This window comes from Pseudomonas frederiksbergensis, from assembly GCF_003732665.1.
Lineage (GTDB): Bacteria > Pseudomonadota > Gammaproteobacteria > Pseudomonadales > Pseudomonadaceae > Aquipseudomonas > Aquipseudomonas frederiksbergensis_G.
The window spans coordinates 15766-41334 of the sequence record NZ_MOBP01000027.1 but is presented as its reverse complement, the minus strand read 5'-3'; the positions used below and the strand labels follow the sequence as shown (position 1 = coordinate 41334).

At 60.8% G+C, this 25569-nt stretch carries 21 protein-coding genes; 14 read left to right on the top strand and 7 right to left on the bottom strand.

What is annotated here, in order from left to right:
* Positions 1 to 35: 35 nt before the first annotated feature.
* From rsmA to BK665_RS32400, 4 genes are read right to left on the bottom strand one after another with little or no spacing between them, the layout of a single operon-like run.
* A complete protein-coding gene (gene rsmA / locus BK665_RS32415; RefSeq protein ID WP_123410538.1) occupies positions 36 to 854 on the bottom strand; it encodes a 16S rRNA (adenine(1518)-N(6)/adenine(1519)-N(6))-dimethyltransferase RsmA in 819 nt (272 codons plus the stop codon).
* Positions 851 to 1840, bottom strand: a complete 990-nt coding sequence (pdxA, locus tag BK665_RS32410; RefSeq protein ID WP_123410537.1) for a 4-hydroxythreonine-4-phosphate dehydrogenase PdxA — start codon at positions 1838 to 1840, stop codon at positions 851 to 853. Before pdxA ends, rsmA begins: the two co-directional genes overlap by 4 nt.
* Positions 1837 to 3159, bottom strand: coding sequence for a peptidylprolyl isomerase SurA (surA, locus tag BK665_RS32405; RefSeq protein ID WP_185076718.1), 1323 nt, complete (start codon positions 3157 to 3159; stop codon positions 1837 to 1839). Before surA ends, pdxA begins: the two co-directional genes overlap by 4 nt.
* The gene (locus tag BK665_RS32400) at positions 3134 to 5974 is read right to left on the bottom strand and encodes an LPS-assembly protein LptD (RefSeq protein ID WP_123410535.1); all 2841 of its coding nucleotides are present in this window, start codon (positions 5972 to 5974) and stop codon (positions 3134 to 3136) included. The genes surA and BK665_RS32400 overlap by 26 nt, the downstream gene beginning before the upstream one ends.
* A gap of 131 nt (positions 5975 to 6105) precedes the next feature.
* On the opposite strand from BK665_RS32400, the gene BK665_RS32395 reads away from it, so the two are divergent.
* Genes BK665_RS32395 through BK665_RS32385 form a run of 3 tightly spaced genes read left to right on the top strand, consistent with a single transcriptional unit; the run spans position 6106 to position 8562 of the window.
* Positions 6106 to 7125 (top strand): aminoglycoside phosphotransferase family protein, encoded by a 1020-nt coding sequence (locus tag BK665_RS32395; RefSeq protein ID WP_123410534.1) that lies wholly within the window; start codon positions 6106 to 6108, stop codon positions 7123 to 7125.
* Positions 7122 to 7793, top strand: coding sequence for an N-acetylmuramate alpha-1-phosphate uridylyltransferase MurU (gene murU, locus BK665_RS32390; protein WP_123410533.1), 672 nt, complete (start codon positions 7122 to 7124; stop codon positions 7791 to 7793). Before BK665_RS32395 ends, murU begins: the two co-directional genes overlap by 4 nt.
* A 1-nt stretch (position 7794) precedes the next feature.
* Positions 7795 to 8562 (top strand): DnaJ domain-containing protein, encoded by a 768-nt coding sequence (locus tag BK665_RS32385; RefSeq protein ID WP_123410532.1) that lies wholly within the window; start codon positions 7795 to 7797, stop codon positions 8560 to 8562.
* Between the two features lie 142 nt (positions 8563 to 8704).
* On the opposite strand, the gene BK665_RS32380 is transcribed toward BK665_RS32385, so the two are convergent.
* On the bottom strand, positions 8705 to 9697 hold the full coding sequence (locus BK665_RS32380; protein WP_123410531.1) for an alpha/beta hydrolase family protein: 993 nt from the start codon (positions 9695 to 9697) through the stop codon (positions 8705 to 8707).
* Positions 9698 to 9770: 73 nt separating this feature from the next.
* Between BK665_RS32380 and BK665_RS32375 the strand changes: the two genes are divergently transcribed.
* From BK665_RS32375 to trpE, 10 genes are all read left to right on the top strand, one after another.
* A complete protein-coding gene (locus BK665_RS32375) occupies positions 9771 to 12167 on the top strand; it encodes a PAS domain-containing sensor histidine kinase (RefSeq protein WP_123410530.1) in 2397 nt (798 codons plus the stop codon).
* Positions 12168 to 12365: 198 nt separating this feature from the next.
* A complete protein-coding gene (locus BK665_RS32365; RefSeq protein ID WP_123410528.1) occupies positions 12366 to 12995 on the top strand; it encodes a response regulator in 630 nt (209 codons plus the stop codon).
* 447 nt (positions 12996 to 13442) lie between these two features.
* Positions 13443 to 14567, top strand: coding sequence for an ABC transporter ATP-binding protein (locus tag BK665_RS32360; RefSeq protein WP_123410527.1), 1125 nt, complete (start codon positions 13443 to 13445; stop codon positions 14565 to 14567).
* A gap of 49 nt (positions 14568 to 14616) precedes the next feature.
* On the top strand, positions 14617 to 15660 hold the full coding sequence (locus BK665_RS32355; protein ID WP_123410526.1) for an ABC transporter substrate-binding protein: 1044 nt from the start codon (positions 14617 to 14619) through the stop codon (positions 15658 to 15660).
* A 181-nt stretch (positions 15661 to 15841) separates the two neighbouring features.
* A complete protein-coding gene (locus BK665_RS32350) occupies positions 15842 to 17089 on the top strand; it encodes an ABC transporter permease (protein ID WP_123410525.1) in 1248 nt (415 codons plus the stop codon).
* 12 nt (positions 17090 to 17101) lie between these two features.
* A complete protein-coding gene (locus tag BK665_RS32345; RefSeq protein ID WP_123410524.1) occupies positions 17102 to 17926 on the top strand; it encodes an ABC transporter permease in 825 nt (274 codons plus the stop codon).
* Positions 17927 to 18171: 245 nt separating this feature from the next.
* On the top strand, positions 18172 to 19320 hold the full coding sequence (locus BK665_RS32340) for an iron-containing alcohol dehydrogenase (protein ID WP_123410523.1): 1149 nt from the start codon (positions 18172 to 18174) through the stop codon (positions 19318 to 19320).
* A gap of 116 nt (positions 19321 to 19436) precedes the next feature.
* The gene (rpe, locus tag BK665_RS32335) at positions 19437 to 20111 is read left to right on the top strand and encodes a ribulose-phosphate 3-epimerase (protein ID WP_123410522.1); all 675 of its coding nucleotides are present in this window, start codon (positions 19437 to 19439) and stop codon (positions 20109 to 20111) included.
* Positions 20108 to 20926 (top strand): phosphoglycolate phosphatase, encoded by an 819-nt coding sequence (locus BK665_RS32330; protein ID WP_123410521.1) that lies wholly within the window; start codon positions 20108 to 20110, stop codon positions 20924 to 20926. The genes rpe and BK665_RS32330 overlap by 4 nt, the downstream gene beginning before the upstream one ends.
* A 71-nt stretch (positions 20927 to 20997) precedes the next feature.
* Positions 20998 to 22479 (top strand): anthranilate synthase component I, encoded by a 1482-nt coding sequence (gene trpE / locus BK665_RS32325; RefSeq protein WP_123410520.1) that lies wholly within the window; start codon positions 20998 to 21000, stop codon positions 22477 to 22479.
* Positions 22480 to 22648: 169 nt separating this feature from the next.
* Here the strand turns inward: trpE and estP are convergent, their stop codons facing one another.
* Together estP and BK665_RS34565 are read right to left on the bottom strand one after the other, a co-directional pair.
* Positions 22649 to 24559, bottom strand: a complete 1911-nt coding sequence (gene estP, locus BK665_RS32320; protein WP_123410519.1) for an esterase EstP — start codon at positions 24557 to 24559, stop codon at positions 22649 to 22651.
* A gap of 84 nt (positions 24560 to 24643) precedes the next feature.
* Positions 24644 to 24919 carry a hypothetical protein gene (locus tag BK665_RS34565; protein ID WP_185076716.1) on the bottom strand — a complete coding sequence of 92 codons (276 nt, stop codon included), beginning with the start codon at positions 24917 to 24919 and terminating at the stop codon, positions 24644 to 24646.
* Between the two features lie 47 nt (positions 24920 to 24966).
* Between BK665_RS34565 and BK665_RS32315 the strand changes: the two genes are divergently transcribed.
* The gene (locus BK665_RS32315; protein ID WP_123410518.1) at positions 24967 to 25560 is read left to right on the top strand and encodes an aminodeoxychorismate/anthranilate synthase component II; all 594 of its coding nucleotides are present in this window, start codon (positions 24967 to 24969) and stop codon (positions 25558 to 25560) included.
* Positions 25561 to 25569 lie beyond the last annotated feature (9 nt).

Here is a 25569-nt window from a genome sequence, read left to right as displayed (position 1 = left end):
CGTCCGGCGTCCTACCCGATCACGCTCATCGCCTGTCAGTCGGCAACGGGGGCCGGCAAGACTTGTTCGCTGAGCTTGTCGGCCAGGCGCACGAAGGCGGCCAGGTCGAGTTGTTCTGGACGCAGGCTGCCATCGACGCCGGCGGCTTCGATCTCGTCATTGCTCAGTAGCAATTTGAGGGTGTTGCGCAGGGTCTTGCGGCGCTGGTTGAAGGCTTCGCGCACGACGCGCTCCAGCAGCTTGTGATCCTTGGCCGGGTGCGGCAGTACGTCGTGGGGCACCAGGCGCACGATGGCCGAATCAACTTTCGGCGGCGGATTGAACGCGCCAGGGCCGACGTTGAACAGATGTTCGACCCGGCAATGGTACTGAACCATGATCGACAGACGACCCCAGTCACCACCGCCAGGACCCGCCGCCAGACGCTCGACCACTTCCTTTTGCAGCATGAAGTGCATGTCGCGAATGATGCCGGCGTTGTTCAGCAGGTGGAAAATCAGCGGCGTGGAGATGTTGTACGGCAGGTTGCCGACCACGCGCAGGCTGTTGGGCGCGGCGTTCAGGCTGTTGAAGTCGAACTTCAGCGCGTCGCCCTGGTGCAGGCTGAAGTTGCTCTTGTCGGCAAACTGCTGGTTGAGGATCGGGATCAGGTCCTTGTCCAGCTCCACCACGTCCAGTTGCGCGCCGCTGTTGAGCAGGCCTTGGGTCAGAGCACCCTGGCCCGGGCCGATTTCCAGCAGGCGGTCTTCAGGCTTGGCACGGATGGCACGCAGGATGCGGTCGATAACGCCGGCATCGTGCAGGAAGTTTTGGCCAAAGCGTTTGCGCGCCTTGTGTTGGTAGTGCTCGGTCATAAACGGGTCTCGGCCATCTGGTAGGCGGTTTCCAGGGCGACTTGCAGGCTGCCGGTGTCAATCTTGCCGCTGCCGGCCAGGTCCAGGGCAGTGCCGTGGTCCACCGATGTGCGGATGATTGGCAAGCCGAGGGTCACGTTGACTGCCGCGCCGAAGCCTTTGTACTTCAGCACCGGCAGGCCCTGGTCGTGGTACATCGCCAGCACCGCGTCGCAGTGCTCCAGATATTTGGGGGTAAACAGAGTGTCGGCGGGCAGGGGACCGCGAAGGTCCATGCCCTCGCCGCGCAGGCGCTCTAATGTGGGTTCGATAATGTCGATTTCTTCATGGCCCAGGTGTCCGCCTTCACCGGCGTGGGGGTTGAGCCCACAGACCAGGATACGCGGCTGGGCAATGCCGAATTTTTGTTGCAGGTCGGCGTGCAGAATCCGCGTGACCCGTTCCAGACGCTCCGGGGTGATTGCATCGGCAATCTCGCGCAGGGGCAGGTGAGTGGTGACCAGGGCCACGCGCAAGCCGCGGGTGGCGAGCATCATCACCACTTGCGCGGTATGGGTCAGGTCGGCGAGGAATTCCGTGTGTCCGGAAAAAGCGATCCCGGACTCATTGATCACGCCCTTGTGCACCGGCGCGGTGATCATCCCGGCGAAATGCCCGTCCATGCAGCCTTGGCCGGCACGGGTCAGGGTTTCCAGGACAAATGCCGCGTTGGCCTTGTCCAGTTGCCCGGCGGTAACCGGTGCGCTGAGCGGCGTATCCCAGACGTACAAGCTGTTGGCCGGCGCAGGAACATCCGGCCAGTGGTCCGGGGTAACCGCCAGCAGATCGACGACCACGCCCAGCTGCGCGGCCCGCTCGATGAGCAGGTCGCGGCTGGTAATGGCAATCAGGGGGTGTGGCTGGGCTTGCGAGGCGAGCAGCAGGCACAGGTCAGGACCTATGCCGGCCGGTTCACCGGGTGTCAGCGCGAAACGCTTGGGTTTCACTGCGCTGCCTGGTCTGCACCAGGGAGTTTGATCTCTACATACGCTTCGTCACGGATCTGACGCAGCCAGGTTTGCAGCTCTTCGTCGTATTTGCGGTTACGCAGTACGGTCATCGCTTGCTGCTCACGGGCCTGAGTGGTGCTGTCAGTGGCGCGACGGCCAAGGACTTCCAGAACGTGCCAGCCATATTGGGTCTTGAACGGCTTGGACAGCTGACCTTGTGGGGTCTTGGCCATCACTTCGCGGAACTCAGGAACCACAGCATTCGGGTCGATCCAGTTCATGTCGCCGCCGTTGAGGGCGGAACCCGGGTCTTCCGAGAAGTTTTTCGCCAGCTCACCGAAATCTTCGCCCGCTTCTATACGGGTGTAGAGCGACTGGGCGAGGGCCTTGGTCTTCTCTTCGTCGCGAATCGGGCTCGGTTTGACCAGGATGTGACGGACATGCACTTCGTCACGCATCTGGGTCTCGCCGCCACGTTTCTCGAGGATCTTCAAGATAATGAAGCCGCCTGGAGTACGCATTGGCTGAGTGATGTCGCCGACAGCCATCGTGCTCAGCATGCGATCAAACGGAGGTGGCAATTGAGCCGCTTTGCGGAAGCCCATGTCGCCGCCTTCCAGTGCGGTTTCGCTGGCGGATTTGGCGATGGCCAACTGCGCGAAGTCAGCGCCTTGCTTGAGTTGCTGGTACACCGCATCCGCTTGTTTGGCAGCAGCCTGAATCGCTTCGGAGTTGGCGCTTTCCGGCGTAGGAATCAGGATGTTGGCCAGACGAAACTCTTCGGACAGCTGCATTTTGCCCAGGTCGGACGCAAGGAAGTTCTTCACTTCCTGCTCGGATACCTGGATGCGCTCGGCCACACGACGTTGACGCACACGGCTGATGACCATTTCGCGACGGATCTGGTCACGGGCGTCGTCGTAAGACAGACCGTCGTGGGCCAGGGCGGCGCGGAATTGATCGATCGACATGTTATTGCGCTGGGCAATGGTGCCGACGGCCTGGTTCAGTTCTTCATCGGTAATGCGGATGCCCGAGCGTTCGCCAATCTGCAATTGCAGGTTTTCGACGATCAGGCGCTCCAGCACCTGCTGGTCCAGCACGTTGGCCGGCGGCACGGCAGAGCCGCGCTTGGCGATGGTTTGCTGAACTTCGTGGACCCGTTGGTCCAGTTGGCTCTGCATGACCACGTCGTTATCGACGATGGCCACCACTTTGTCGATGGACTGCACCGCGGCGTTAGCCGCAGTACCCAGGAACAGTGCGCCCAGCACTAGCGGGCGCAGACAATCAGAAAGCTTGGTCTTCACGTTCACGATAACCTTGAATGCCTTTGTCGAGGAAGCTCTCTACTTTGGCGCCAGTCAGGCCGCCGAGTCCCTTCAGAACAATTTGGAGGAAGACGCCATGGTCGCCTTTTTCGTTTTGCGGAGCTTCTTGACTGAACTCGTCGTAGGAAACCCAGTAACGGTTGATCAGGCGCAGTTTCCAGCAGCAGTTGTCGTACTCGAAACCACCGAAGGCTTCCAGGGTACGGTTGCGGTTGTAGTCATACTGCCAGCGGCTGATGGCGTTCCATTGCGGCACGATCGGCCAGATCACCGAGAAGTCGTGCTGTTGGATCTTGTAGTAGTCCTTCACGAAGCCAGGAGTGCCCGGGGTGCCATAGTCACCACCACCCACGGTCCACTTACCCGTGTTCTGGTCGTAACGGACCTGGTCATTGCGATAGCGGTAACCGGCGTTGATAACCTTGTTCGGGTTGTCTTCAGGCTGGTAGTGGAACATCGCGCTACCCGAGCGCGGGCTGCGGCTGTCCGGATCCCAGTTGTAGTCGGCCGTGGTGCGCCAATCGCGGTTCCAGCGATATTCATATTCCAGTGCGTAAGGCGAAACGTTGGAGTGCGCATCGTCGCGGGTTTTCGCGTCGATACCTGGCAGCTGAACTTCACGGTCCTTGAAATACAAGGCCTGACCGACACTGATGCGTTGACGTTCGAAACCGTTTTCTTCGATCCAGCGGTTGGTCACGCCCAGGGACAACTTGTTCTCGTCGCCGACACGGTCGGAGCCGGTAAAGCGGTTGTCACGGAACAGCGACGCATAGTTGAATGTAGATTCGCTGGTATCGAATACCGGAATATCTTTCTGGTCTTCCTCGGGAACATAGAGGTAGAACAGGCGCGGTTCGAGGGTTTGGCGATAGTTTTTGCCGAACCATGTGGTATTGCGATCGAAGTACAGGCCGCTGTCGATACTTGCAATCGGAACTCCACGGTTCTGGTTGCTTCCGAACTTGCCGCCGATGTATTTGGTCCCGGCCAATGCGGCTGCTGCTTCCTGGTCCGCGATCTGACCTTTGCCGGTGCCATCAAGATCCAGTTGATACTGGGTGTATTGATACTTGAGCGTTGGCTTGAGGAAGCCATAAGTCCAGTTCAGAGGCAGGCTGACGGACGGCGCCAGGTTCATGCGGTCGCCGGTAGCGCGAGCCAAACCCTGTACGTTTTCATCAAGTCGAGGAGTACCGACAGCGACGCCATTAACAAATGGACCACCGTCTTCGTCAAAGACCTGACCGTTTCTCAAATCCCGGTCAAACCGTACGATTTCGGTGTTATACGAAAAATCCAGACCGCCCGGATGATACGGCAACGCACCATTAAAGGTGATCTGCGGCAAACGATCATACGGTGTGATAGCAGCTATCGTCGCCAGTTGGTATGACTGAGCATTGACCGCTGCGGTGTAGTTGTCACCACGGTAGGTAACGGAACCTTGCTGGTTCACGTAATCCGCGCTTTTCACGCCAATCTGGTCAGTCTGCAGATCCTGGAAGTAAAACGGATCGCTGATCTTGGTGTAGTCGACCTGCGTGAATACACGCGAGTCGAGGCCACCCTTGTGCTGCCAGTTGTACATGTAGCGGGTTTTTGCGGAATCGGTCTGCTTGTCGCGATCGTTGGACTCGTCGTTGAGGTACGCCGCGCCGAACTGACCTTCGCTGGACTTGGTCAGGTAACGGAACTCGCCTTCCACCAACATGCCGTGCTTGCTCATGTAACGCGGATACAACGTGGCATCGTAGTTCGGTGCCAGGTTGAAGTAGTACGGCGTGACCAGCATGAAGCCGGTATCGCTGCCGGTGCCGATAGTCGGCGGCAGGAAACCGGATTGGCGACGGTCGTCGATCGGGAAGTAGATGTACGGCGTGTACAGGACTGGAATGTCCTTGACCCGCAGTGTCACGTTGGTCGCAGTACCGAAACCGGTGGCCGGGTTCAAGGTGATGTTGTTGCCCTTGAGCTGCCAGGCGTTGCTGTTCGGTTCGCACGTGGTGTACGTACCATCCTTGAGGCGGATGATCGCGTTTTCAGCACGTTTGGCGTACAGCGCGTTACCGCGGATACGGGACTTGTGCATCACGTATTCGGCGTTATCGACCTTGGCTTCACCGGTGTCGAGCTGCACGTCAGCGTGGTCGCCCACGATCAGCGCGCCATTGTCGCGAACCCGGACGTTGCCGTTCAGTTCGCCACGGCTCTCGGCCTGGTACAGGCTCGCTTCGTCGGCTTCGACCTGCATGCTGCCCTGGCGCAAGACGACGTCACCGGCCAGGGTGCCGATCTGATCTTCGGTGTTATAGCGCGAAGCCTTTGCGCCGATAAAGGTCGGTGCGTCACTTTTATTCGTCTTGTCATTCATGCCAGGACGAATTGGTTCGATATAGGAACCAGAGCAGTAAGGACCGGTTTCGGCCAACTGCGCAGCAGTGAGCTTCTCGCGCGGAACCCAGTCGAGGTGACTGTAGTCTGCGCTACGGGACTTCAGCCCGCGGCCCTTGGACTCAGTGACCAGCACAGGCTTGGCGCCGGTGTCTTCGCTGGAGCCGTTCGGGGCCACAGCTTCGCCGTTCGCGGTGACTGCTGCGCTGCCGTCATGGACGGGTCGCGGCGGCAATGCGGCTGCCGGCGACTTGGGCGCACAGTCCCAGGCACCCGAAGCAGAGACTGAGCAGTCATACTGTTCCGCGGCGACCACGTAGGAAGTGGCTAGGGGTTGCAGGGCCAGCAGACTGCCGGTAACCAACAACGGAAATTTTTTACGAAACGCGGGGGATTTCAATGCCATCTTATTAGTCCGGGCTTCCTGCGTGCCATCTGCCCGCGGTGGTGGGCCGCACGCCTCTCGATGGTCTGAAAAAGATGCTGGATAATAAAGCATGACCCGCTTGACGGCTAGCGCCGTCGGAGACCCTTGTAATGCCTGACCAAGATGTACGCTTGCAACACCTGAAAGTTTGGCTCGATGAACAATTGGCAACCCTCTTTGCAGCGCAAGGCTGGGGCGCCGTGCCCCCGGCCACGTTGACCGCGGCCAGTAGCGACGCGAGTTTCCGGCGCTATTTCCGTTGGGAAGGCGAGGGCAAAAGTTTCATCGTAATGGACGCTCCGCCACCCCAGGAAAACTGCAAACCCTTCGTGGATATCGCTTTTCTGCTGGCGAAATCCGGAATAAATGTGCCGAAAATTTATGCCGAAGACCTCGAACGCGGATTTCTTTTGCTCAATGACCTGGGCAACAAGACCTATCTGGACGTGATCGATAGCGAAAACGCCGACGATTTGTTCAAGGATGCCTTGCAGGCGTTACTGGCTTTTCAGCAATTGCCGATGGTGGCGCCGCTGCCAAGTTACGACGTGGCACTGCTGCGTCGCGAGCTGGAACTGTTCCCCGAGTGGTACGTGAAGCATGAGCTGGGCATCGAGTTTGACGCCGCGCAGCAAATGCTCTGGCAGCAGGTCACTGAGTTGTTGATCGACAGTGCCCTGGCCCAGCCTAAAGTATTGGTGCATCGCGACTACATGCCGCGCAACCTGATGTTCAGCGAGCCAAATCCCGGCGTGCTGGATTTCCAGGATGCGGTGTATGGCCCGGTGACCTACGACGTGACGTGCCTGTTCAAGGACGCGTTCCTCAGTTGGCCCGAAGAACGTGTACACGGCTGGTTGCAGGACTACTGGCAGCAGGCCGGCGCGCTGGGTATCCCGGTGCAACCTGACTTTGAAGAGTTTCACCGTGCCAGCGACCTGATGGGCGTGCAGCGTCATCTGAAAGTGATCGGCATTTTCGCCCGTATCTGCCACCGCGACGGCAAGCCACGCTACCTCGCCGACGTGCCGCGCTTCTTTGCTTATATAGAAGCGGTGCTGGCCCGTCGTCCGGAGTTGGCGGAGCTGGATGTGCTGCTGGCCAGTCTGCGTGCTGGAGCGGCGGCATGAAGGCAATGATTCTCGCGGCGGGCAAAGGCGAGCGCATGCGCCCGCTGACCCTGACTACGCCAAAACCGCTGGTGCGTGCCGGCGGCGTGCCGTTGATCGAGTATCACCTGCAGGCCCTGGCGGCTGCCGGGTTTACCGAGATCGTGATCAACCATGCCTGGCTCGGTCAGCAGATCGAAGATTACCTGGGCGATGGCTCGCGTTATGGCCTCAGCATCCAGTATTCGCCCGAAGGCGAACCGCTGGAAACCGGTGGCGGGATTTTCCGCGCCTTGCCGTTGCTGGGTGACGGGGCGTTTGTGGTGGTCAACGGTGATATCTGGACCGATTACGACTTCAACGCCCTGCGCCAACCCCTTGCCGGACTGGCTCATCTGGTGCTGGTGGATAACCCGGCCCACCACCCGGCCGGGGATTTTGTTCTGGTCGATAGCCAGGTGCGCGACGGGCAACCGGACGCCAAGACCCTGACCTACAGCGGCATCGCCGTGTTGCACCCGAAGCTGTTCGAGGGATGCACGGCGGGCGCATTCAAACTGGCGCCGTTGTTTCGCCAGGCGATGGCTGCGGGGCAAGTATCCGGGGAACGGCTGGAAGGGCAGTGGGTGGATGTCGGCACTTACGAGCGCCTGGCCGAAGCCGAAACCCTGATAGAAGCGAGCCGCTGATATGTTGTGGCCAGGGACTCTGATTGGAGCCGGAGCAGGCTTTGCCATAGCCAGCATTCCGGGGGCCATGCTCGGCGCGTTGTTGGGGCAGGCGCTGGACCGGCGCCTGCACTTGCAGAGCTGGGCGCATTTGCGGGAAAAACTCGGCGGGCGGCCGGCGCTGCGCAACGATGAACTGTTGTTCGTGTTGCTCGGCCGGTTGGCCAAGTGCGATGGGCGGGTAGTGGATGGGCATATCCAGCAGGCCCGACTGGAAATGCGCTCATTGGACATGACCGAGTCGGCGCAGCGTCGGGCGATTGCCGCCTTCAATCGCGGCAAGTCCGGGCATGACCGCTTGCGCGGTTATCTGCGGCGCTTGAGCGCCCAGCCACATGCCGCCGAAGGCGTGCTGCGCGCCTGTTGGCGGATGGTCTGGGCCGATGGCCGTGCGGGGAACGGTGAGCGCGAACTGTTGGCGCAATGGGGCAAGTGGTTGGGCTGGACACCCCAGCAAGTACTGGCGCTGGCCCACGACTACGAGCCGCAGAAGCGACCGCAGGTCAGCAGCGCCGTGACGTACCAGGATGCCATGCGGCTATTGGGCGTGTCGGCCACCAGTGAACCGGCGCAGATCAAACGGGCCTATCGGCGCCTGCTCAGTCGTCATCATCCGGACAAGATTGCCGGTTCGGGGGCGACGGCAATGCAGGTGCGCGAAGCGACGGACAAGACCCGTGAATTGCATACCGCTTATACCTTGATCAAGGCGCGGCGGGATTTTCGTTAGCGGCACATAGTTGTGTTGTCAGTGATGCCGCTTTCGCGAGCAAGCCCGCTCCCACATGGGATCTCTGGTGTTCACACTGTCTGTGACACACTGAAGATCCCATGTGGGAGCGGGCTTGCTCGCGAATGGGCGCAACGCCGAACTATTGCTCGGCCACTGGCTGCGGATTCAACCACCCCCGCACCCGGCGAAACAGTTGTTCCTGTTCAGCCTTGGTATTGCCCGGCAACGCCTTGAGCGACACCTGGCTGAACGCCGAAGTCTTCAAACGTTTGCTCGCCTGCAAACGCTCCAGCGCTGCATTGCGGTCCAGCGGCTTATCCATATAGAACAGATCGGCGGTCGGCAGCTTCAGGGTGGGCGTCAATTCGGCCAGTGCGGGGTTGCCCGTCACCGGTGTCTGCGCCGCGACCATCACGAATTTCTCCACTTGCGAAGGCTGTTTCTCGCTCAGGTAACGCGCGGCCCAGTACGCCCCGGTGCCATGCCCCAACACCACGATGCGCCGAGCACTTTGCTGTTCGGCGAAGGCAATGGCGGCATCGATACGGGCGAAAATTCGCTCGGCATCGGCCTTGGTCTGTTCCTCGGTGGTTTCGGCGATGGCTTTGTCCGCGACATCCGCCTCACCACTGGCCGCCTGCTCGATGGGCGTTGCGGTGGTCGAGTCTTTGCTGCCGGTCTCAGGGGCTTTGATCGTCGGCGGGACTTCGGCGACGCGTGGCGCAATGGCATCGCTTTGCAGGTCCGGCAAGGTGATACTCAGGCTGCTCCACTCGGCGTCCGGCAGTTTGTTGCGCAAAGGGCTGATTGCTTGCGGCCAGTCAACGGTCTCGCCAGCGCCGGGGATGATAATCACCGCGCCCCTGGGTTCGGCGGTGTTGGCCGGTTTCCACAAGGCGAGAAACGTATCGGCGCCGGCCTGGAGCTGTTGCTGTTCCTGGACAGGGACTTGGCGCTCGAGTGCGGTGGCGTCTTCCTGACTACGCTCAAGCAGCGGCTGGCGCTCGACCGGTTTGGCTTCGGCCGGTTTTTCCGTGGCGGGAGCAGGGGCTGCGGCCTCGACGGAAAAGGCGCAAGGCAGGATCAGCGACAGGCACAATGCTGGCAGTGCCAGGCGGTAGACAGGGGGCATCGGATATTCCAGGCCAGAAGTTATTCCGGCAGCCTAATGGGTTGGTCAGTATTTGTCAGTGTGTGAGACTTCAATGATGCGTTTTCGCTGCCTGTGGGTTATCGGCTGTTTGTGGTTTCCCTTGATGAGCTGGGCCGCGCCCGCGCCTGCGACCCACGTTGCACCGTTGTCGACGGCCCAGCAGCAATGGCTGGCCGAGCATGGCGAACTGCGTGTTGGCGTGGTGTTGCAAGCGCCGTATGCGCAATACGATCGGCGCTTGCAGCGTTTGTCCGGGGTTAACGTCGAACTGATGAAGTGGCTGGCCAAGTCGCTCAAGGTCGAGCTGAGCTGGCGCAACTTCCCCGACGTCGAACAGTTGGAACAAGCTGTGCGCGACGGTGAAGTCGATATCGCCCCGGGCCTGACCCAGACCCCTGGCGGGCTGAAGCTCTGGCAGTTTTCCGACCCGTACATGCGTGTACCGCAACTGGTGGTCAGCGACCAGAAGGGCGCCGGCGTGGTGGAGCTGGAAAAACTCGACAGCCAGACCCGCGTCGCCGTACGCATGCCCAGCGCCACCGCCGATTATCTGCGCAGTAACTTCCCCCACTTGAACCTGCAAGGCGTGCCCATCGAGCGCCAGGCGTTGCAGTTGCTGTTGAGTCAGCAGGCCGGTTACGCGGTGGTTGATGAAGCGCAGTTGGGCCGTTTGTCCGCCGAACCCGAATTCGCCGGGCTGGTGGTGGTGGGCGATATCGGCCTGCCGCAATTGCTGCGAGTGGCCACGCGCCGGGACTGGCCGGAGCTGGCGGGCATCATCGAAAACGCGCTAAGGGCGATCCCGGCCAAGGACCTGGAACAACTGCACACCCAATGGCTGCAACCCAAATACCCGCGGTTGTCCGAATCACCGGGGTTCTGGCAGAACCTGTGCCTGCTGCTGGCGTTGCTGTTGCTGAGCAGTGCCGCCATCGTGTTCTGGCAGCGACGCCAGCAACACAGTCTGGAGCAACGGCTGCTGGCGGCGCGGGAAGACATCGCCCTGCGCCAGGCCAGTGAGGAAGCCCTGCGCCTGACCCAGTTTTCCATCGATCAAAGCACCGTCGGCATCCTTTGGGTCAACTGGGACAGCCACGTGCGCTACGCCAACCGCGCTGCCGAAACCATGCTCGGCTATGCGTCCGGCGGCATCATCGACCGGCCGTTGATCGACTTCGAGCCCGGGCTGCACATGGACCGCTGGCTGAACCTGTGGAAGCGCGCCCGGGCCAGCGAAGAAGGGCCGCAAAGTTTCGAAACCAATTGCGTACGGGCCGACGGCAGTGTTTTGCCAGCGGATGTTTCGTTGAGCTTCCTGCGTTTTCGCGACGGCGAATACTTGGTGGTGTACCTCAATGACGTCACCGAACGCCGTCGTGCCCTGGCCGCGTTGCAGGAAAGCGAGGCGCGGTTGCAGGGGATTGCCGCCAACGTGCCGGGACTGGTCTTTCGTCTTGAACGGGCGCCGGTGACCGGGCAAATCGACTTTGCCTACATCAGTGAAGGCAGCGAGAGCCTGGTCGGTTATTCGCCGGCGACCCTGGCCCATCGGGACAAAGGCCTGCGCAGCCTGGTGCACCCGGACGACAAGGCCAGTTATCACCAGACTCAGGATCAGGCGCTGGACACCGACAGTGACTGGTCGTGGCAGGGCCGAATCCTCACCCGTTCGGGGGAGCAGCGCTGGGCCGAGATCAAGGCCATCACCCGGCGGCTGGAGGATGGCGCGTATGTGTGGGACGGGATCGTCTGGGACATCAGCGAAAGCAAGCGCATCGAACTGGAACTGGCCAGCTCCCGGGAGCAACTGCGGGAGTTGTCGGCGCACCTGGAGAGCGTGCGGGAAGAGGAAAAGGCCCGCATCGCCCGGGAGGTGCACGACGAACTGGGGCAGATGCTGACCGTGTTGAAACTGGAAACGTCCATGTGCGAATTGGCCTACGCCCAGCTTGACCCCGGTCTGAACCAGCGCTTGAACAGCATGAAGCGGCTGATCGCCCAGCTATTCCAATTGGTGCGGGATGTGGCCACGGCGCTGCGGCCACCGATTCTCGATGCAGGGATCGCCTCGGCCATTGAGTGGCAGGCCCGGCGTTTCGAAGCGCGCACGCAGATTCCGTGTCTGGTACAGGTGCCGGAGAACCTGCCGGTGCTCAGCGATGCCAAGGCGATTGGCTTGTTCCGCATCCTTCAGGAAGCGCTGACCAATGTCATGCGCCATGCCCAGGCGCATACTGTCGAACTGACACTGGCGCTGGAAGGCGACGAGTTGTGTCTGACCGTCAGCGATGATGGCGTAGGATTTGTCGCCGCTACGGGTCGGCCGACATCGTTTGGCGTGGTGGGCATGCGTGAGCGGGTATTGATCATGGGCGGGCAGTTGTCGCTTGAGAGCGAGCCGGGGGAGGGCACTACGCTGAGTGTGCGGGTGCCAGTGAGTGAGGCTTGATGGTTTTGTGGTGATTGGGCTGGCCCCTTCGCGAGCAGGCTCGCTCCCACTTGGGTTCGACGGCGTTCACAAAAGCCTTGTGGGAGCGGGCTTGCTCGCGAAAGCGGTCGATCATTCAACATTGATGTCGACTGACCGGATGCCTTCGCGAGCAAGCCCGCTCCCACAGGAGGCAACGTATTTAATTGGGAGAAGCTTGTGATCCGTGTACTGGTAGCCGAAGACCACACCATCGTCCGTGAAGGCATCAAGCAATTGATTGGCCTGGCCAAGGATTTGCTGGTGGTGGGGGAGGCGAGCAATGGCGAGCAGTTGCTCGAGACGTTGCGGCATGTGCCCTGCGAAGTGGTACTGCTGGACATCTCCATGCCCGGCGTCAACGGCCTGGAGGCGATTCCACGGATTCGCGCGTTGAACAATCCACCGGCGATCCTGGTGTTGTCGATGCATGATGAAGCGCAAATGGCCGCCCGTGCGTTGAAGGTCGGTGCCGCCGGTTATGCCACCAAGGACAGCGATCCGGCGTTGCTGCTGACGGCAATCCGCAAAGTCGCGGCGGGCGGGCGCTACATCGACCCGGACCTGGCCGACCGCATGGTCTTCGAAGTCGGCCTGACCGATTCCCGGCCGTTGCACTCTTTATTGTCGGAACGGGAGTTTTCGGTGTTCGAGCGCCTGGCCCAGGGCGCCAACGTCAACGACATCGCCCAGCAACTGGCCCTGAGCAGCAAAACCATCAGCACCCACAAGGCGCGGCTGATGCAGAAACTCAACATCAGCTCCTTGGCGGAGCTGGTGAAGTACGCGATGGAACACAAACTCCTCTAAATCTGAATGCGATCCCCTGTAGGAGCGAGGCTTGCCCGCGAAGGCGTCCTCACTGGCGCTAAAAGCTTCGCGGGCAAGCCTCGCTCCTACAGGGAGGCGTGTCAGTCGTATCAATAAAGGGAGGGCGTGTCAGGCGTATCAATAAGGGGGCGTGTCAGTCGTATCAATATTGCCTGGCACGCCGCTTTCGCGAGCAAGCCCGCTCCCACAGGGATCTTGGTGGCATGTCCATTTGCGACACCCCGTAAACCTGCTTTTGCCTGTTCTTGCTGCTTGTAGCTGACCGCTTGCCGCTGCGTTTGCCCAAACGCGCCATCCTTGTAGGGCAATCCCTACCCCCAACCTTCCATCCGGCTGAGGCGATTCTCTCCTGCGCCCCGATTTGCGCGGTCCCCAGCGTCCACTAGGCTTAGACCACAAGCAGTCATCAACAACAAAGGTGTGGGTATGAGCCAGGTCGATTCAAGTGCAGGGGCCAATGACATTCTGGTCAGCTTTCGTGGAGTGCAGAAAAGCTACGACGGCGAGAACCTGATCGTCAAAGACCTCAACCTGGACATTCGCAAAGGCGAATTCCTCACCTTGCTCGGGCCGTCCGGTTCCGGCAAGACCACCAGCCTGATGATGCTCGCCGGTTTCGAAACCCCGACCGCCGGGGAAATCCTGCTGGCCGGGCGTTCCATCAACAACGTGCCGCCGCACAAACGCGACATCGGCATGGTGTTCCAGAACTACGCGCTGTTCCCGCACATGACCGTGGCCGAGAACCTGGCGTTCCCGCTGACCGTGCGCGGCTTGAACAAGAGCGACGTCAGCGACAAGGTCAAGAAAGTCCTGAGCATGGTCCAGCTCGATGCGTTCGCCCAGCGTTACCCGGCGCAATTGTCCGGTGGTCAGCAGCAGCGTGTGGCCCTGGCCCGTGCCCTGGTGTTCGAACCGCAACTGGTGCTGATGGACGAACCCCTCGGCGCCCTGGATAAACAGCTGCGCGAACACATGCAGATGGAAATCAAACACCTTCACCAACGCCTCGGCGTGACCGTGGTCTACGTGACCCACGACCAGGGCGAAGCCCTGACCATGTCCGACCGTGTGGCGGTGTTCCACCAGGGCGAAATCCAGCAAATCGCCCCGCCACGTACGCTCTACGAAGAACCGAAGAACACCTTCGTCGCCAACTTCATCGGCGAGAACAACCGCCTCAATGGCCGCTTGCACAGCCACACCGGCGACCGCTGCATCGTCGAATTGGGTCGCGGTGAAAAAGTTGAAGCCCTGGCGGTCAACGTCGGCCAGACCGGCGAGCCCGTCACCCTGTCGATTCGCCCGGAACGCGTGAGCCTCAATGGTTCGAGCGAGTCCTGCGTCAACCGCTTCTCAGGGCGGGTGGCGGAATTCATCTATCTGGGCGACCACGTCCGGGTGCGCCTGGAAGTCTGCGGCAAGACCGACTTCTTCGTAAAACAACCGATTGCCGAGCTCGATCCCGAGCTGGCGGTTGGCGACGTAGTACCGCTTGGCTGGCAGGTCGAGCACGTTCGCGCGCTCGATCCTCTTTTAGAGGCGCATTGATCGCCCCCCGCAATACCAACACCAACCCTGCACGTGGAGAGAACAATAAATGTTGAGATCCCTGAAATTAACCGCTTTGGTCATGGGCATGATCGGTGCGGCACACGCGATGGCGGCGGGCCCGGACCTGACCGTGGTGTCTTTCGGCGGGGCGAACAAGGCCGCGCAGACCAAGGCTTTCTACGCACCGTGGGAAGCGGCGGGCAACGGCAAGATCGTTGCGGGCGAATACAACGGTGAGATGGCCAAGGTCAAAGCCATGGTCGACACCAAGAGCGTGTCCTGGGACCTGGTAGAAGTTGAATCGCCAGAACTGTCCCGTGGTTGCGACGAAGACATGTTCGAGCAGCTTGATCCGAAGTTGTTCGGCAAGACTGAAGACTACGTCAAAGGCGCGATCCAGCCATGCGGCGTGGGCTTCTTCGTGTGGTCGACCGTGTTGGCCTACAACGCCGACAAACTGGCCTCCGCACCGACTAGCTGGGTCGATTTCTGGGACACCAAGAAATTCCCGGGCAAGCGTGGCCTGCGTAAAGGCGCCAAGTACACCCTGGAATTCGCTCTGATGGCCGACGGCGTTGCGCCGAAAGACGTCTATAAAGTGCTGGCCGGTAAAGATGGCCAGGACCGCGCGTTCAAGAAACTCGATGAACTCAAGCCGAACATCCAGTGGTGGGAAGCCGGCGCACAACCGCCGCAATACCTCGCTTCCGGCGACGTGGTCATGAGCTCGGCCTACAACGGCCGGATCGCAGCCGTGCAGAAAGAAAGCAACCTGAAAGTGGTGTGGAACGGCGGCATCTACGACTTCGACGCGTGGGCGATTCCAAAAGGCCTGGATAAAACCCGTGCCGAAGCGGCGAAGAAATTCATCGCTTACTCGGTCATGCCGCAGCAGCAGAAGACCTACTCGGAAAACATCGCCTACGGCCCGGCCAACACCCAAGCCGTACCGTTGCTGGCCAAGGATGTGTTGAAAGACATGCCGACCACCCCGGAAAACATCGCCAACCAGGTGCAGATCGACGTCAGCTTCTGGGCTGACAACGGCGAGCAACTGGAACAGCGCTTCAACTCCTGGGCTGCCAAATAACAACGACCTAGTGACGGTGGGCTTGCCCACCCTGTGGGAGCGGGCTTGCTCGCGAAAGCGGTAGATCAGTCGGCATTGATGCTGGATGTACCGACGCCTTCGCGAGCAAGCCCGCTCCCACATTTAAACGATCGAGGTGGTTTCCCGCCTCTGTAACGATCAAAGATTTCCGGAGTACGCCATGGCTATCGCCGTTCCCCTGAACGCGGGCACTGACCCCACCTTGAAGCAGCGGCTCAAGCACGCCGAGCGGATCAATCGCTGGAAGGCCCAAGCCTTGATTGCGCCGCTGGTGCTGTTTCTGCTGCTGGTGTTCCTGGTGCCGATCGCGGCGCTGCTCTACAAAAGTGTCGGTAACCCGGAAGTGGTCGGCGGCATGCCGCGCACCGTGACGGCTATCGCCAGTTGGGACGGCCGTGGCCTGCCCGCTGAACCGGTCTACAAGGCTGCCAGCGAAGACCTCGCTGAAGCGCGCAAAAACCAGACCTTGGGCGACTTGTCCAAGCGCTTGAACATGGAACTGGCCGGCTACCGCAGCCTGCTGACCAAAACCGCCCGCGCATTGCCGTTCGCCACCGAACCGGCCTCTTATAAAGAAGCGCTGGAAGGGCTCGATGAACGCTGGGGCGATCCGGCCTATTGGCAGGCCGTGCGCCGCAATACCAGCAGCATCACCCCTTACTACTTGCTGGCGGCGGTCGATCACCGGATCGACGACCTCGGCGAAGTGGCCCCGGCCACCCCGGACCAGGCGATCTACCTCGACATCTTCGCCCGCACCTTCTGGATGGGCCTGGTCATCACCGTGATCTGCCTGTTCCTGGCCTACCCGTTGGCCTATCTGCTGGCGAACCTGCCATCACGCCAAAGCAACCTGCTGATGATCCTGGTGCTGCTGCCGTTCTGGACCTCGATCCTGGTGCGGGTCGCCGCGTGGATCGTGTTGCTGCAATCCGGCGGGTTGATCAACAGTGGCCTGATGGCCATGGGCATTATCGATAAGCCGCTGGAGCTGGTGTTCAACCGCACCGGGGTCTACATCTCCATGGTGCACATCCTGCTGCCGTTCATGATCCTGCCGATCTACAGCGTGATGAAAGGCATCTCGCCGACCTACATGCGCGCCGCGATTTCCCTCGGCTGCCATCCGTTCGCCAGTTTCTGGCGGGTGTACTTCCCGCAGACCTATGCCGGTGTCGGCGCCGGTTGCCTGTTGGTCTTCATCCTCGCCATCGGCTACTACATCACCCCGGCGCTGCTGGGCAGCCCGAACGATCAGATGGTCAGCTACTTCGTCGCCTTCTACACCAACACCAGCATCAACTGGGGCATGGCGACCGCGCTCGGTGGGCTGCTGCTGTTGGCGACCGTGGTGCTTTATCTGATTTACAGCTGGCTGGTGGGCGCCAGTCGCCTGCGCCTGAGCTAAGGGGAGAACGAAATGCTGAGTCCTTATATGTCGCCCGTCGAGCGGGTGTGGTTCTACAGCTTGCGGATTCTCTGCGGCTTGATTTTGCTGTTCCTGATTCTGCCGGTGCTGGTGATCATTCCGCTGTCCTTCAACTCGGGCAGTTTCCTGGTGTACCCGTTGCAGGGCTTTTCGCTGCACTGGTATCAGGACTTCTTCGCCTCAGCCGAATGGATGCGCTCGCTGAAGAACAGCATCATCGTCGCCCCGGCGGCCACGGTGCTGGCGATGGTGTTCGGTACGCTGGCGGCGATTGGCCTGACTCGCGGTGATTTCCCGGGCAAGGCGCTGGTGATGGCATTGGTGATCTCGCCGATGGTGGTGCCGGTGGTGATCATCGGGGTGGCGAGTTATCTGTTCTTCGCGCCGCTGGGCCTGGGCAACAGTTTCTTTTCGCTGATCGTGGTGCACGCGGTGTTGGGCGTGCCGTTCGTGATCATCACGGTGTCGGCGACGTTGCAGGGGTTTAACCACAACCTGGTGCGCGCCGCTGCGAGCCTCGGGGCTTCGCCGCTGACCGCGTTCCGCCGGGTGACCTTGCCGTTGATCGCGCCGGGCGTGATCTCCGGGGCGCTGTTTGCCTTTGCGACGTCGTTCGATGAAGTGGTGGTGACGCTGTTCCTCGCCGGCCCCGAACAAGCGACCTTGCCTCGGCAGATGTTCAGCGGCATCCGCGAAAACCTCAGCCCGACGATTGCGGCTGCAGCGACGTTGCTGATTGCCTTCTCGGTGATCCTGCTGCTGACCCTGGAATGGCTGCGTGGGCGTAGCGAGAAACTGCGCACAGCCCAAGTTTAACGCGATCCCCCGTAGGAGCTGCCAAGTGAAACGAGGCTGCGATCTTTTGATCTTGCTTTTAAAGATCAAGATCAAAAGATCGCAGCCTCGTTTCACTCGTCAGCTCCTACACAGCTCCTACCAGATCCCACAGGGGTTTTGTGCGGTGTTCGAGATCTCTGATCATTCATTGCCTGAATAACAGACAAACCCCAATCCCCAGCTACTATTGTGCCCAGCTCTCACAACGATAAGAGGCTGCGCACATGAGTCTTTCCTCTTTCAAGATTGCCCACAAACTGATCACCGGCGCCGGCGCCATCGAGCAATTGGCCGCCGAGCTGAGACGCCTGGATGTCGACAACCCGCTGATCGTCACCGATGCCGCCCTGGTCAAGTCCGGCACGGTGGAGCTGGCGCTGGCGCACTTGGGTGATCGTACTTACGAAATCTTCGACCGCGTGCTGCCCGACCCGGAAATCGCCATCGTCGAAGACTGCATGCGCGTCTACCGTGAAGGCGGGCATGACGGCTTGATCGGCCTCGGTGGCGGCAGTGCCATCGACATCGCCAAAAGTGTGGCAGCCTATGCCGGTTACCACGGTGCGCTGGAAGATTTGTTCGGCGTCGATCAAGTGCCACGCAAAGGCCCGCCGCTGATCGCCATCCCGACCACCGCCGGCACCGGTTCGGAAGTCACCAACGTGGCGATCCTCTCCGACAAAGTCGCGCAACTGAAGAAAGGCATCGTCAGCGACTATCTATTGCCGGACGTGGCCTTGGTCAGCCCGCAAATGACCCTGACCTGCCCGCGCAGTGTCACCGCCGCCAGTGGCGTCGATGCGCTGGTGCATGCGGTCGAGTCCTACCTGTCGCTGAATGCCTCGGCGATCACCGATGCCCTGGCGATTGGCGCGATCAAGCTGATTACCCAAGCGCTGCCCAAGGCCTACGCCAACCCGGCCAACCTGCAAGCCCGGGAAGACATGGCCACCGCCAGCCTGATGGCCGGCATGGCGTTCGGCAATGCCGGGGTCGGCGCGGTGCATGCGTTGGCGTATCCCCTGGGCGGGCGCTACAACATTGCCCATGGCGTCAGCAACGCCTTGCTGCTGCCGTACGTCATGACCTGGAACAAGTTGGCCTGCGTCGAGCGCATGCAGGATATTGCCGAGGCCATGGGCGTGAAAACCGCGCACCTGAGCGCCACCGATGCGGCGGATAAAGCCGTGGAAGCGATGACCGCGTTGTGCCTGGCGGTGGAGATTCCCCTGGGCCTGCGCAGCTTCGGCGTGCCCGAGGACGCGATTCCGGCCATGGCCGTGGAAGCGGCGGGGATCGAGCGCCTGATGCGCAACAATCCACGCAAGTTGAGCGCCGTCGATATCGAAAAGATCTACCGGGCGGCGTACTAGAGCCTGTGGCCGCTTATTGATCGAAGGCAGCCCCAATCATCGCGGTCACAGTGCGCGCGTCAAAGCATGAGGTATACAATGCGCGCCATCGTGATTTTGCTCAGAAAAGGTGCGTCATGCAGCCCTTCGTAATTGCTCCGTCGATTCTCTCCGCCGACTTCGCCCGCCTGGGTGAAGAAGTGGACAACGTCCTGGCCGCTGGCGCCGATTTCGTGCACTTCGATGTCATGGACAATCACTACGTGCCCAACCTGACCATCGGCCCGATGGTCTGCGCGGCACTGCGCAAGTACGGCGTGACTGCGCCGATCGACGCCCATTTGATGGTCAGCCCGGTGGATCGCATCGTCGGTGATTTCATCGAGGCCGGCGCGACCTACATCACCTTCCACCCGGAAGCCACCCAGCACGTCGACCGTTCCCTGCAACTGATCCGCGAGGGCGGCTGCAAGGCAGGTTTGGTGTTCAACCCGGCGACCCCGTTGAGCGTGCTCGAATACGTGATGGACAAGGTCGACATGATCTTGCTGATGAGCGTCAACCCGGGCTTTGGCGGGCAGAAGTTCATTCCCGGCACCCTCGACAAACTGCGTCAGGCCCGTGCACTGATCGATGCCTCCGGGCGCGACATTCGCCTGGAAATCGACGGCGGGGTGAATGTGAACAACATCCGTGAAATCGCCGCCGCTGGTGCCGACACCTTCGTGGCCGGCTCGGCGATCTTCAACGCGCCGAACTACCAGGAAGTGATCGAGAAGATGCGCGCCGAACTGGCGCTGGCTCGTCCATGAGTGGCTTTGAGCAACTGTTCCCGGGGCGTCTGCCGCGGCTGGTGATGTTCGATCTGGATGGCACGCTGATCGATTCGGTCCCCGACCTCGCGGTTGCCGTGGATAACATGCTGCTCAGGATGGGCCGCGAACCGGCGGGCATTGAGTCGGTGCGCGAGTGGGTCGGCAACGGCGCGCCGGTGCTGGTGCGCCGTGCGCTGGCCGGTGGTATCGACCATTCGGCGGTCGACGACGGCGAGGCCGAAGGCGCGCTGGAGATTTTCATGCAGGCTTATAGCGAAAGCCATGAGCTGACCGTGGTCTACCCCGGCGTGCGCGACACGTTGAAGTGGTTGCACAAGCAGGGCGTGGCCATGGCGCTGATCACCAACAAGCCGGAGCGTTTTGTCGCGCCGCTGCTGGATCAGATGAAAATCGGCCGCTATTTCAAGTGGATCATCGGCGGCGATACCTTGCCGCAGAAGAAGCCCGACCCGGCGGCGCTGTTTTTCGTGATGAAAATGGCCAACATTCCGGCGTCGCAGTCGTTGTTCGTCGGCGATTCGCGTAGTGATGTCTTGGCGGCGAAAGCGGCCGGGGTCAAGTGTGTGGCGCTCAGTTATGGCTACAACCATGGCCGGCCGATTGCCGAAGAGTCGCCGGCACTGGTGATCGACGATCTGCGCAAGCTAATTCCCGGTTGCCTGGATCTGACGGCTGAGATAACGTTGCCCGACGCTGCTCAACCCCCTTGTGGAAACGCCATCGTGGTGGTCACTCGCAAACTCTGGATGAAAGTCATCAAGGCCCTGGCCCGCTGGCGTTGGCGCGCCTGACTTGTTCCTGGCCGGCATACCGGCGCGTTTGCATACCTGACTGATAGACCCTCAAGCCACGAGGCTACCCCATGATCCGCGAAGAATTCCTGCGTTTGGCCGCTGCTGGCTACAACCGTATCCCGATGGCCTGCGAAACCCTGGCCGACTTCGACACGCCGCTGTCGATCTACCTGAAACTGGCCGACGAGCCTAACTCCTACCTGCTGGAGTCGGTGCAGGGCGGGGAGAAGTGGGGCCGTTATTCGATCATCGGCCTGCCGTGCCGCACCGTGCTGCGGGTTCACGATCACCACGTGAGCGTGACCCACGACGGCGTCGAGATCGAAAGCCTTGAGGCCGAAGACCCACTGGCCTTCGTCGAAGAATTCAAGGCGCGCTACAACGTTCCGACCATCCCTGGCTTGCCGCGCTTCAACGGCGGCCTGGTGGGTTACTTCGGTTATGACTGCGTGCGTTATGTGGAGAAGCGTCTGGGCAAATGCCCGAACCCTGATCCACTGGGCGTGCCGGACATTCTGCTGATGGTGTCCGACGCGGTGGTGGTGTTCGACAACCTCGCCGGCAAGATGCACGCGATTGTCCTCGCCGACCCGGCGCAGGCCGATGCCTTCGAGCAAGGTCAGGCGCGCCTGGAAGAGCTGCTGGAGAAACTGCGCCAGCCGATCACCCCGCGTCGTGGCCTGGATTTTAGCAAGCAACAGTCGGCTGACCCGGTGTTCCGTTCGAGCTTCACCCAGGACGATTACGAAAAAGCCGTCGACACCATCAAGGAATACATCCTGGCCGGTGACTGCATGCAGGTTGTGCCGTCCCAGCGCATGTCCATCGACTTCAAGGCTGCTCCCATCGATCTGTACCGGGCGCTGCGCTGCTTCAACCCGACGCCTTACATGTACTTCTTCAACTTCGGCGATTTCCACGTCGTCGGCAGTTCGCCGGAAGTGCTGGTGCGGGTCGAAGACAACCTGATCACCGTGCGCCCGATTGCCGGCACCCGCCCACGCGGGGCCAACGAAGAAGCGGATCTGGCGCTGGAAAAAGACCTGCTGTCCGACGACAAGGAAATCGCCGAGCACTTGATGCTGATTGACCTTGGGCGCAACGACACCGGCCGGGTTTCGGAAATCGGTTCGGTGAAGCTGACTGAGAAGATGGTGATCGAACGTTATTCCAACGTGATGCACATCGTCTCCAACGTCACCGGGCAATTGAAGGCCGGGCTGACGGCCATGGATGCGCTGCGGGCGATTCTGCCGGCGGGCACCTTGTCTGGCGCGCCGAAGATTCGGGCGATGGAAATCATCGATGAGCTGGAACCGGTCAAGCGTGGCGTCTACGGCGGGGCGGTGGGTTACTTCGCCTGGAACGGTAACATGGACACTGCGATTGCGATCCGCACCGCGGTGATCAAGGACGGCGAGCTGCATGTGCAGGCCGGTGGCGGCATCGTCGCTGACTCGGTGCCGGCGCTGGAATGGGAAGAAACCCTGAACAAGCGTCGGGCGATGTTCCGTGCGGTGGCGTTGGCCGAGCAAACCCCGGACGCTTGAGTTCACACAAAACCTGTGGGAGCGGGCTTGCTCGCGAAGAGGCCCGTCAGTCGACATCATTGTTGAATGACACACCGCTTTCGCGAGCAAGCCCGCTCCCACAGGAATATCACCAGCACAAAAAAAACGCGGCGCCTGTGAGGGCGCCGCGTTTTTTATGGCCAGGGGTTTAGAAGTCCAGGCTAACGCCCAGGTTGACCCCTTGCTGGGTAAAGTCATCATCCTTGCGAATGTCGTAGCTCGCCCGCAACGCCAAATCCTTGGTGAGGTTGTGGCTCACCCCCAGGTTCAAACGGTTCAGGTTGGTTTGCGGGGTGTAGCCGGCCAGGGTGTAGCGGTTGCCCGGCAGGCTGTTGAGGTTCATGGTCACGTCCTGGGTGTCGTCGTTGTACTCGCGCTCATGAGCGAGTTCGCCAAACACCTGGGTCTGCGAAGTGATCTGGTACTTGCCCTGGATCCCGAGGCCAAGACGCCGGGAGATGCGCGACTGGTCATCGAAGGTCAACGCAGTAGAGTCGGCGCCATCTTCCGAGTAGCCGTCGACTTCAACCTTGGCGAAGTCAGCGCTGACGAACGGCGACAGGTGCCACGGGCTGCTCGCCAACGGGGCGATGTCGTAACCGATGCGGCCGCTGAAGGCCACCAGGTAACCGTCGGTATCGCCTTTCTCTCCGCGTTCGTTGACCCCCAATTGGAATTTGCGTTTGAGGCTGTCGTAGTCCAGATGCCCGGCCGTCACGGCTGCATCACCCCACCAGCGATTCTGCTGATACTGAGCGAACGCGGTGCCCATGTAGGTATTGAGCTTGTAGTCCGAATCGTTGTCGCCGGCTTCAAGTTTCTGGTTGTAGAAACCAGCGGCCAGGCCCACGCGCCATGCGTCATTCAACCGATAGCTGCCACCGATGTTCAGGTTAGCGCCATTGCCGTCAGCACTGGCGCCGCTGCGCTGGCTGTCGAAATCCTGGTGTTGGCCGCCAGCGGCGACAATCGCCCGCCATTGACCCACGCCTTGCCAGTTTTCCCAATCCGCCAGCCACTGGTTACGCAATTCATCCTGATGGGAGCGCAAAGTGCCCTGGGCCATTTGCGGCAGCAGGGTCGCCTCCCAGGGAGCGGACAACAGCGAGTAGGCGTAATCGGCAATCAGGCGTTGCCCGGCTTCGGTCGGGTGCACCGAATCGTTGTAGATCAGCTTGGTCGGGTCCGGCGTCGCACTGTTGATCCCGTAGCGGGCGTTCTCTGTGCAACTGTTGCCGCTGAAGCAGGTAGCACTCAGGTTCTGGTCGGTGGCCAGGCCGAACTGCCCAGGGTTGGCGAACGTCTCTTTGAGCAGCACCGGGATGTTCAGTGGAATGATGTTGGCGTTGATGCCCTGCAGTTGGCTCACCAGTTCAGTGTTGAACTGGTTGCTGAGCTGGGAGGTGAAGCCTTGCAGCGGCGAGCCGTTGAACGCCGGGGTAAAGCCGATATCCGGTAGCAACCAGACCATGATGTAACGAGCCCCGGCCTGTTGCAGGGCTTGCGCGCTGCTGGCCAGGCGATCGGCGGCGGCGCTGGCCTGGGGCAGGCTGGTTACGCGACCTTGCAGGAAATCGTTACCACCGCCCGAAAGGTAATACAGCGCATTCGGGTCGGCGCGAAAGCCGTTCGACGGCAGATAACCCGCCCGGGTGCGTTCGCCGGTGGCGGAGGTGCTGGTGATCGAGTCGAGGATCTGGTCGGTACGATAACCGCCGACCGCCCAGTTGTTGCCATCGGGCAGGCCTTCGTTGGCGCGTACCGCCGAAGACGAGGACGCTGTCTGGTCCGCTGAGTACCCCAGTTTCCCCCCAAGGATTTGCGTGGCGTTGAGCGAGCGCTCCTCACCGCTGCCGTCCAGATAGACCGGGCCGGTGCGGTTGGTGAAGCGCTGGGTCGACCCGGCAGGCCCGCCGGTGTCGGCAAAGGTCCCCGCGTCGTTGAGGCTGTCGCCGAAGACAATGAAGCTCGTGTAAGGGTTGGGCGCCGCGTTCGCCTGGGCGCAGGCCATGGCGAGCAGGCAACTGGCGAGCGGTACAAACAACGTCTGTTTGATCATGTGCAAGTCCGTTTAATTATTGTTGTAGAGAACGAAACGACAGTACCAAAAACTTCCGGCCTTTTGCCATCTGTCGCGCAGCCTTCATTTGTTTCGCCAGCCTTGGCGTGCGCCATATTGCACGCTCTGCCCAGCTAAGTTACTGTGCCAAGACGTATGAATGAGACCTTTCCCGTGTTGATCATCAGCAAACTCCTGGATCAAGTCATCAAGGCACACGCCCGCTGGCGTTGGCGCGCCTGAATTCTTTTGCCGGCCCCGCCGGACCTGTACCGCTTCGCCTTCTTTACCTGTTTGAAATGCCGCTTTGCTGGCGCCACTCCAGCACCTGACAAAGCGCAGCACACTGCGGGTATTCATTCGAAGGCTGTCTTAAAAGTCAGTGAATTCAAGAGGTTTCCATCGCCATGTTGCTGATGATCGATAACTACGACTCTTTTACCTACAACGTTGTGCAGTACCTCGGTGAGCTCGGCTCCCAGGTCAAAGTCGTGCGCAACGATGAACTCACCATTGCCGAAATCGAAGCCCTCAACCCTGAGCGCATCGTCGTGTCCCCCGGTCCTTGCACGCCCACCGAAGCCGGCATCTCCATCGAAGCGATCAAACACTTCGCTGGCAAACTGCCGATCCTCGGTGTCTGCCTCGGTCACCAATCCATCGGCCAGGCCTTTGGCGGTGATGTCGTTCGCGCCCGACAGGTGATGCACGGTAAGACTAGTCCGGTATTCCACGAGGACAAGGGTGTTTTCGCAGGGCTGAACCGCCCGTTGACCGTCACCCGTTATCACTCGTTGATCGTCGAGCGCGAAACCCTGCCCGATTGCCTGGAGCTGACCGCCTGGACCCAGCTCGACGACGGCTCGGTCGACGAAATCATGGGCCTGCGCCACAAGACATTGAACATCGAGGGGGTGCAATTTCACCCTGAGTCGATCCTCACCGAGCAGGGCCACGAGCTGTTCGCTAACTTCCTCAAACAAACCGGCGGCACGCGCTAAGGACCTTTC

Excerpts from the sequence above, each read along its gene's own strand:
- rsmA (WP_123410538.1), bottom strand. The coding sequence starts at position 854 with ATGACCGAGCACTACCAACACAAGGCGCGCAAACGCTTTGGCCAAAAC.
- BK665_RS32400 (WP_123410535.1), bottom strand. The coding sequence starts at position 5,974 with ATGGCATTGAAATCCCCCGCGTTTCGTAAAAAATTTCCGTTGTTGGTT.
- BK665_RS32395 (WP_123410534.1), top strand. The coding sequence starts at position 6,106 with ATGCCTGACCAAGATGTACGCTTGCAACACCTGAAAGTTTGGCTCGAT.
- murU (WP_123410533.1), top strand. The coding sequence starts at position 7,122 with ATGAAGGCAATGATTCTCGCGGCGGGCAAAGGCGAGCGCATGCGCCCG.
- BK665_RS32385 (WP_123410532.1), top strand. The coding sequence starts at position 7,795 with ATGTTGTGGCCAGGGACTCTGATTGGAGCCGGAGCAGGCTTTGCCATA.
- BK665_RS32380 (WP_123410531.1), bottom strand. The coding sequence starts at position 9,697 with ATGCCCCCTGTCTACCGCCTGGCACTGCCAGCATTGTGCCTGTCGCTG.
- BK665_RS32375 (WP_123410530.1), top strand. The coding sequence starts at position 9,771 with ATGATGCGTTTTCGCTGCCTGTGGGTTATCGGCTGTTTGTGGTTTCCC.
- BK665_RS32360 (WP_123410527.1), top strand. The coding sequence starts at position 13,443 with ATGAGCCAGGTCGATTCAAGTGCAGGGGCCAATGACATTCTGGTCAGC.
- BK665_RS32355 (WP_123410526.1), top strand. The coding sequence starts at position 14,617 with ATGTTGAGATCCCTGAAATTAACCGCTTTGGTCATGGGCATGATCGGT.
- BK665_RS32350 (WP_123410525.1), top strand. The coding sequence starts at position 15,842 with ATGGCTATCGCCGTTCCCCTGAACGCGGGCACTGACCCCACCTTGAAG.
- BK665_RS32345 (WP_123410524.1), top strand. The coding sequence starts at position 17,102 with ATGCTGAGTCCTTATATGTCGCCCGTCGAGCGGGTGTGGTTCTACAGC.
- BK665_RS32340 (WP_123410523.1), top strand. The coding sequence starts at position 18,172 with ATGAGTCTTTCCTCTTTCAAGATTGCCCACAAACTGATCACCGGCGCC.
- rpe (WP_123410522.1), top strand. The coding sequence starts at position 19,437 with ATGCAGCCCTTCGTAATTGCTCCGTCGATTCTCTCCGCCGACTTCGCC.
- BK665_RS32330 (WP_123410521.1), top strand. The coding sequence starts at position 20,108 with ATGAGTGGCTTTGAGCAACTGTTCCCGGGGCGTCTGCCGCGGCTGGTG.
- trpE (WP_123410520.1), top strand. The coding sequence starts at position 20,998 with ATGATCCGCGAAGAATTCCTGCGTTTGGCCGCTGCTGGCTACAACCGT.
- estP (WP_123410519.1), bottom strand. The coding sequence starts at position 24,559 with ATGATCAAACAGACGTTGTTTGTACCGCTCGCCAGTTGCCTGCTCGCC.
- BK665_RS34565 (WP_185076716.1), bottom strand. The coding sequence starts at position 24,919 with ATGAATACCCGCAGTGTGCTGCGCTTTGTCAGGTGCTGGAGTGGCGCC.
- BK665_RS32315 (WP_123410518.1), top strand. The coding sequence starts at position 24,967 with ATGTTGCTGATGATCGATAACTACGACTCTTTTACCTACAACGTTGTG.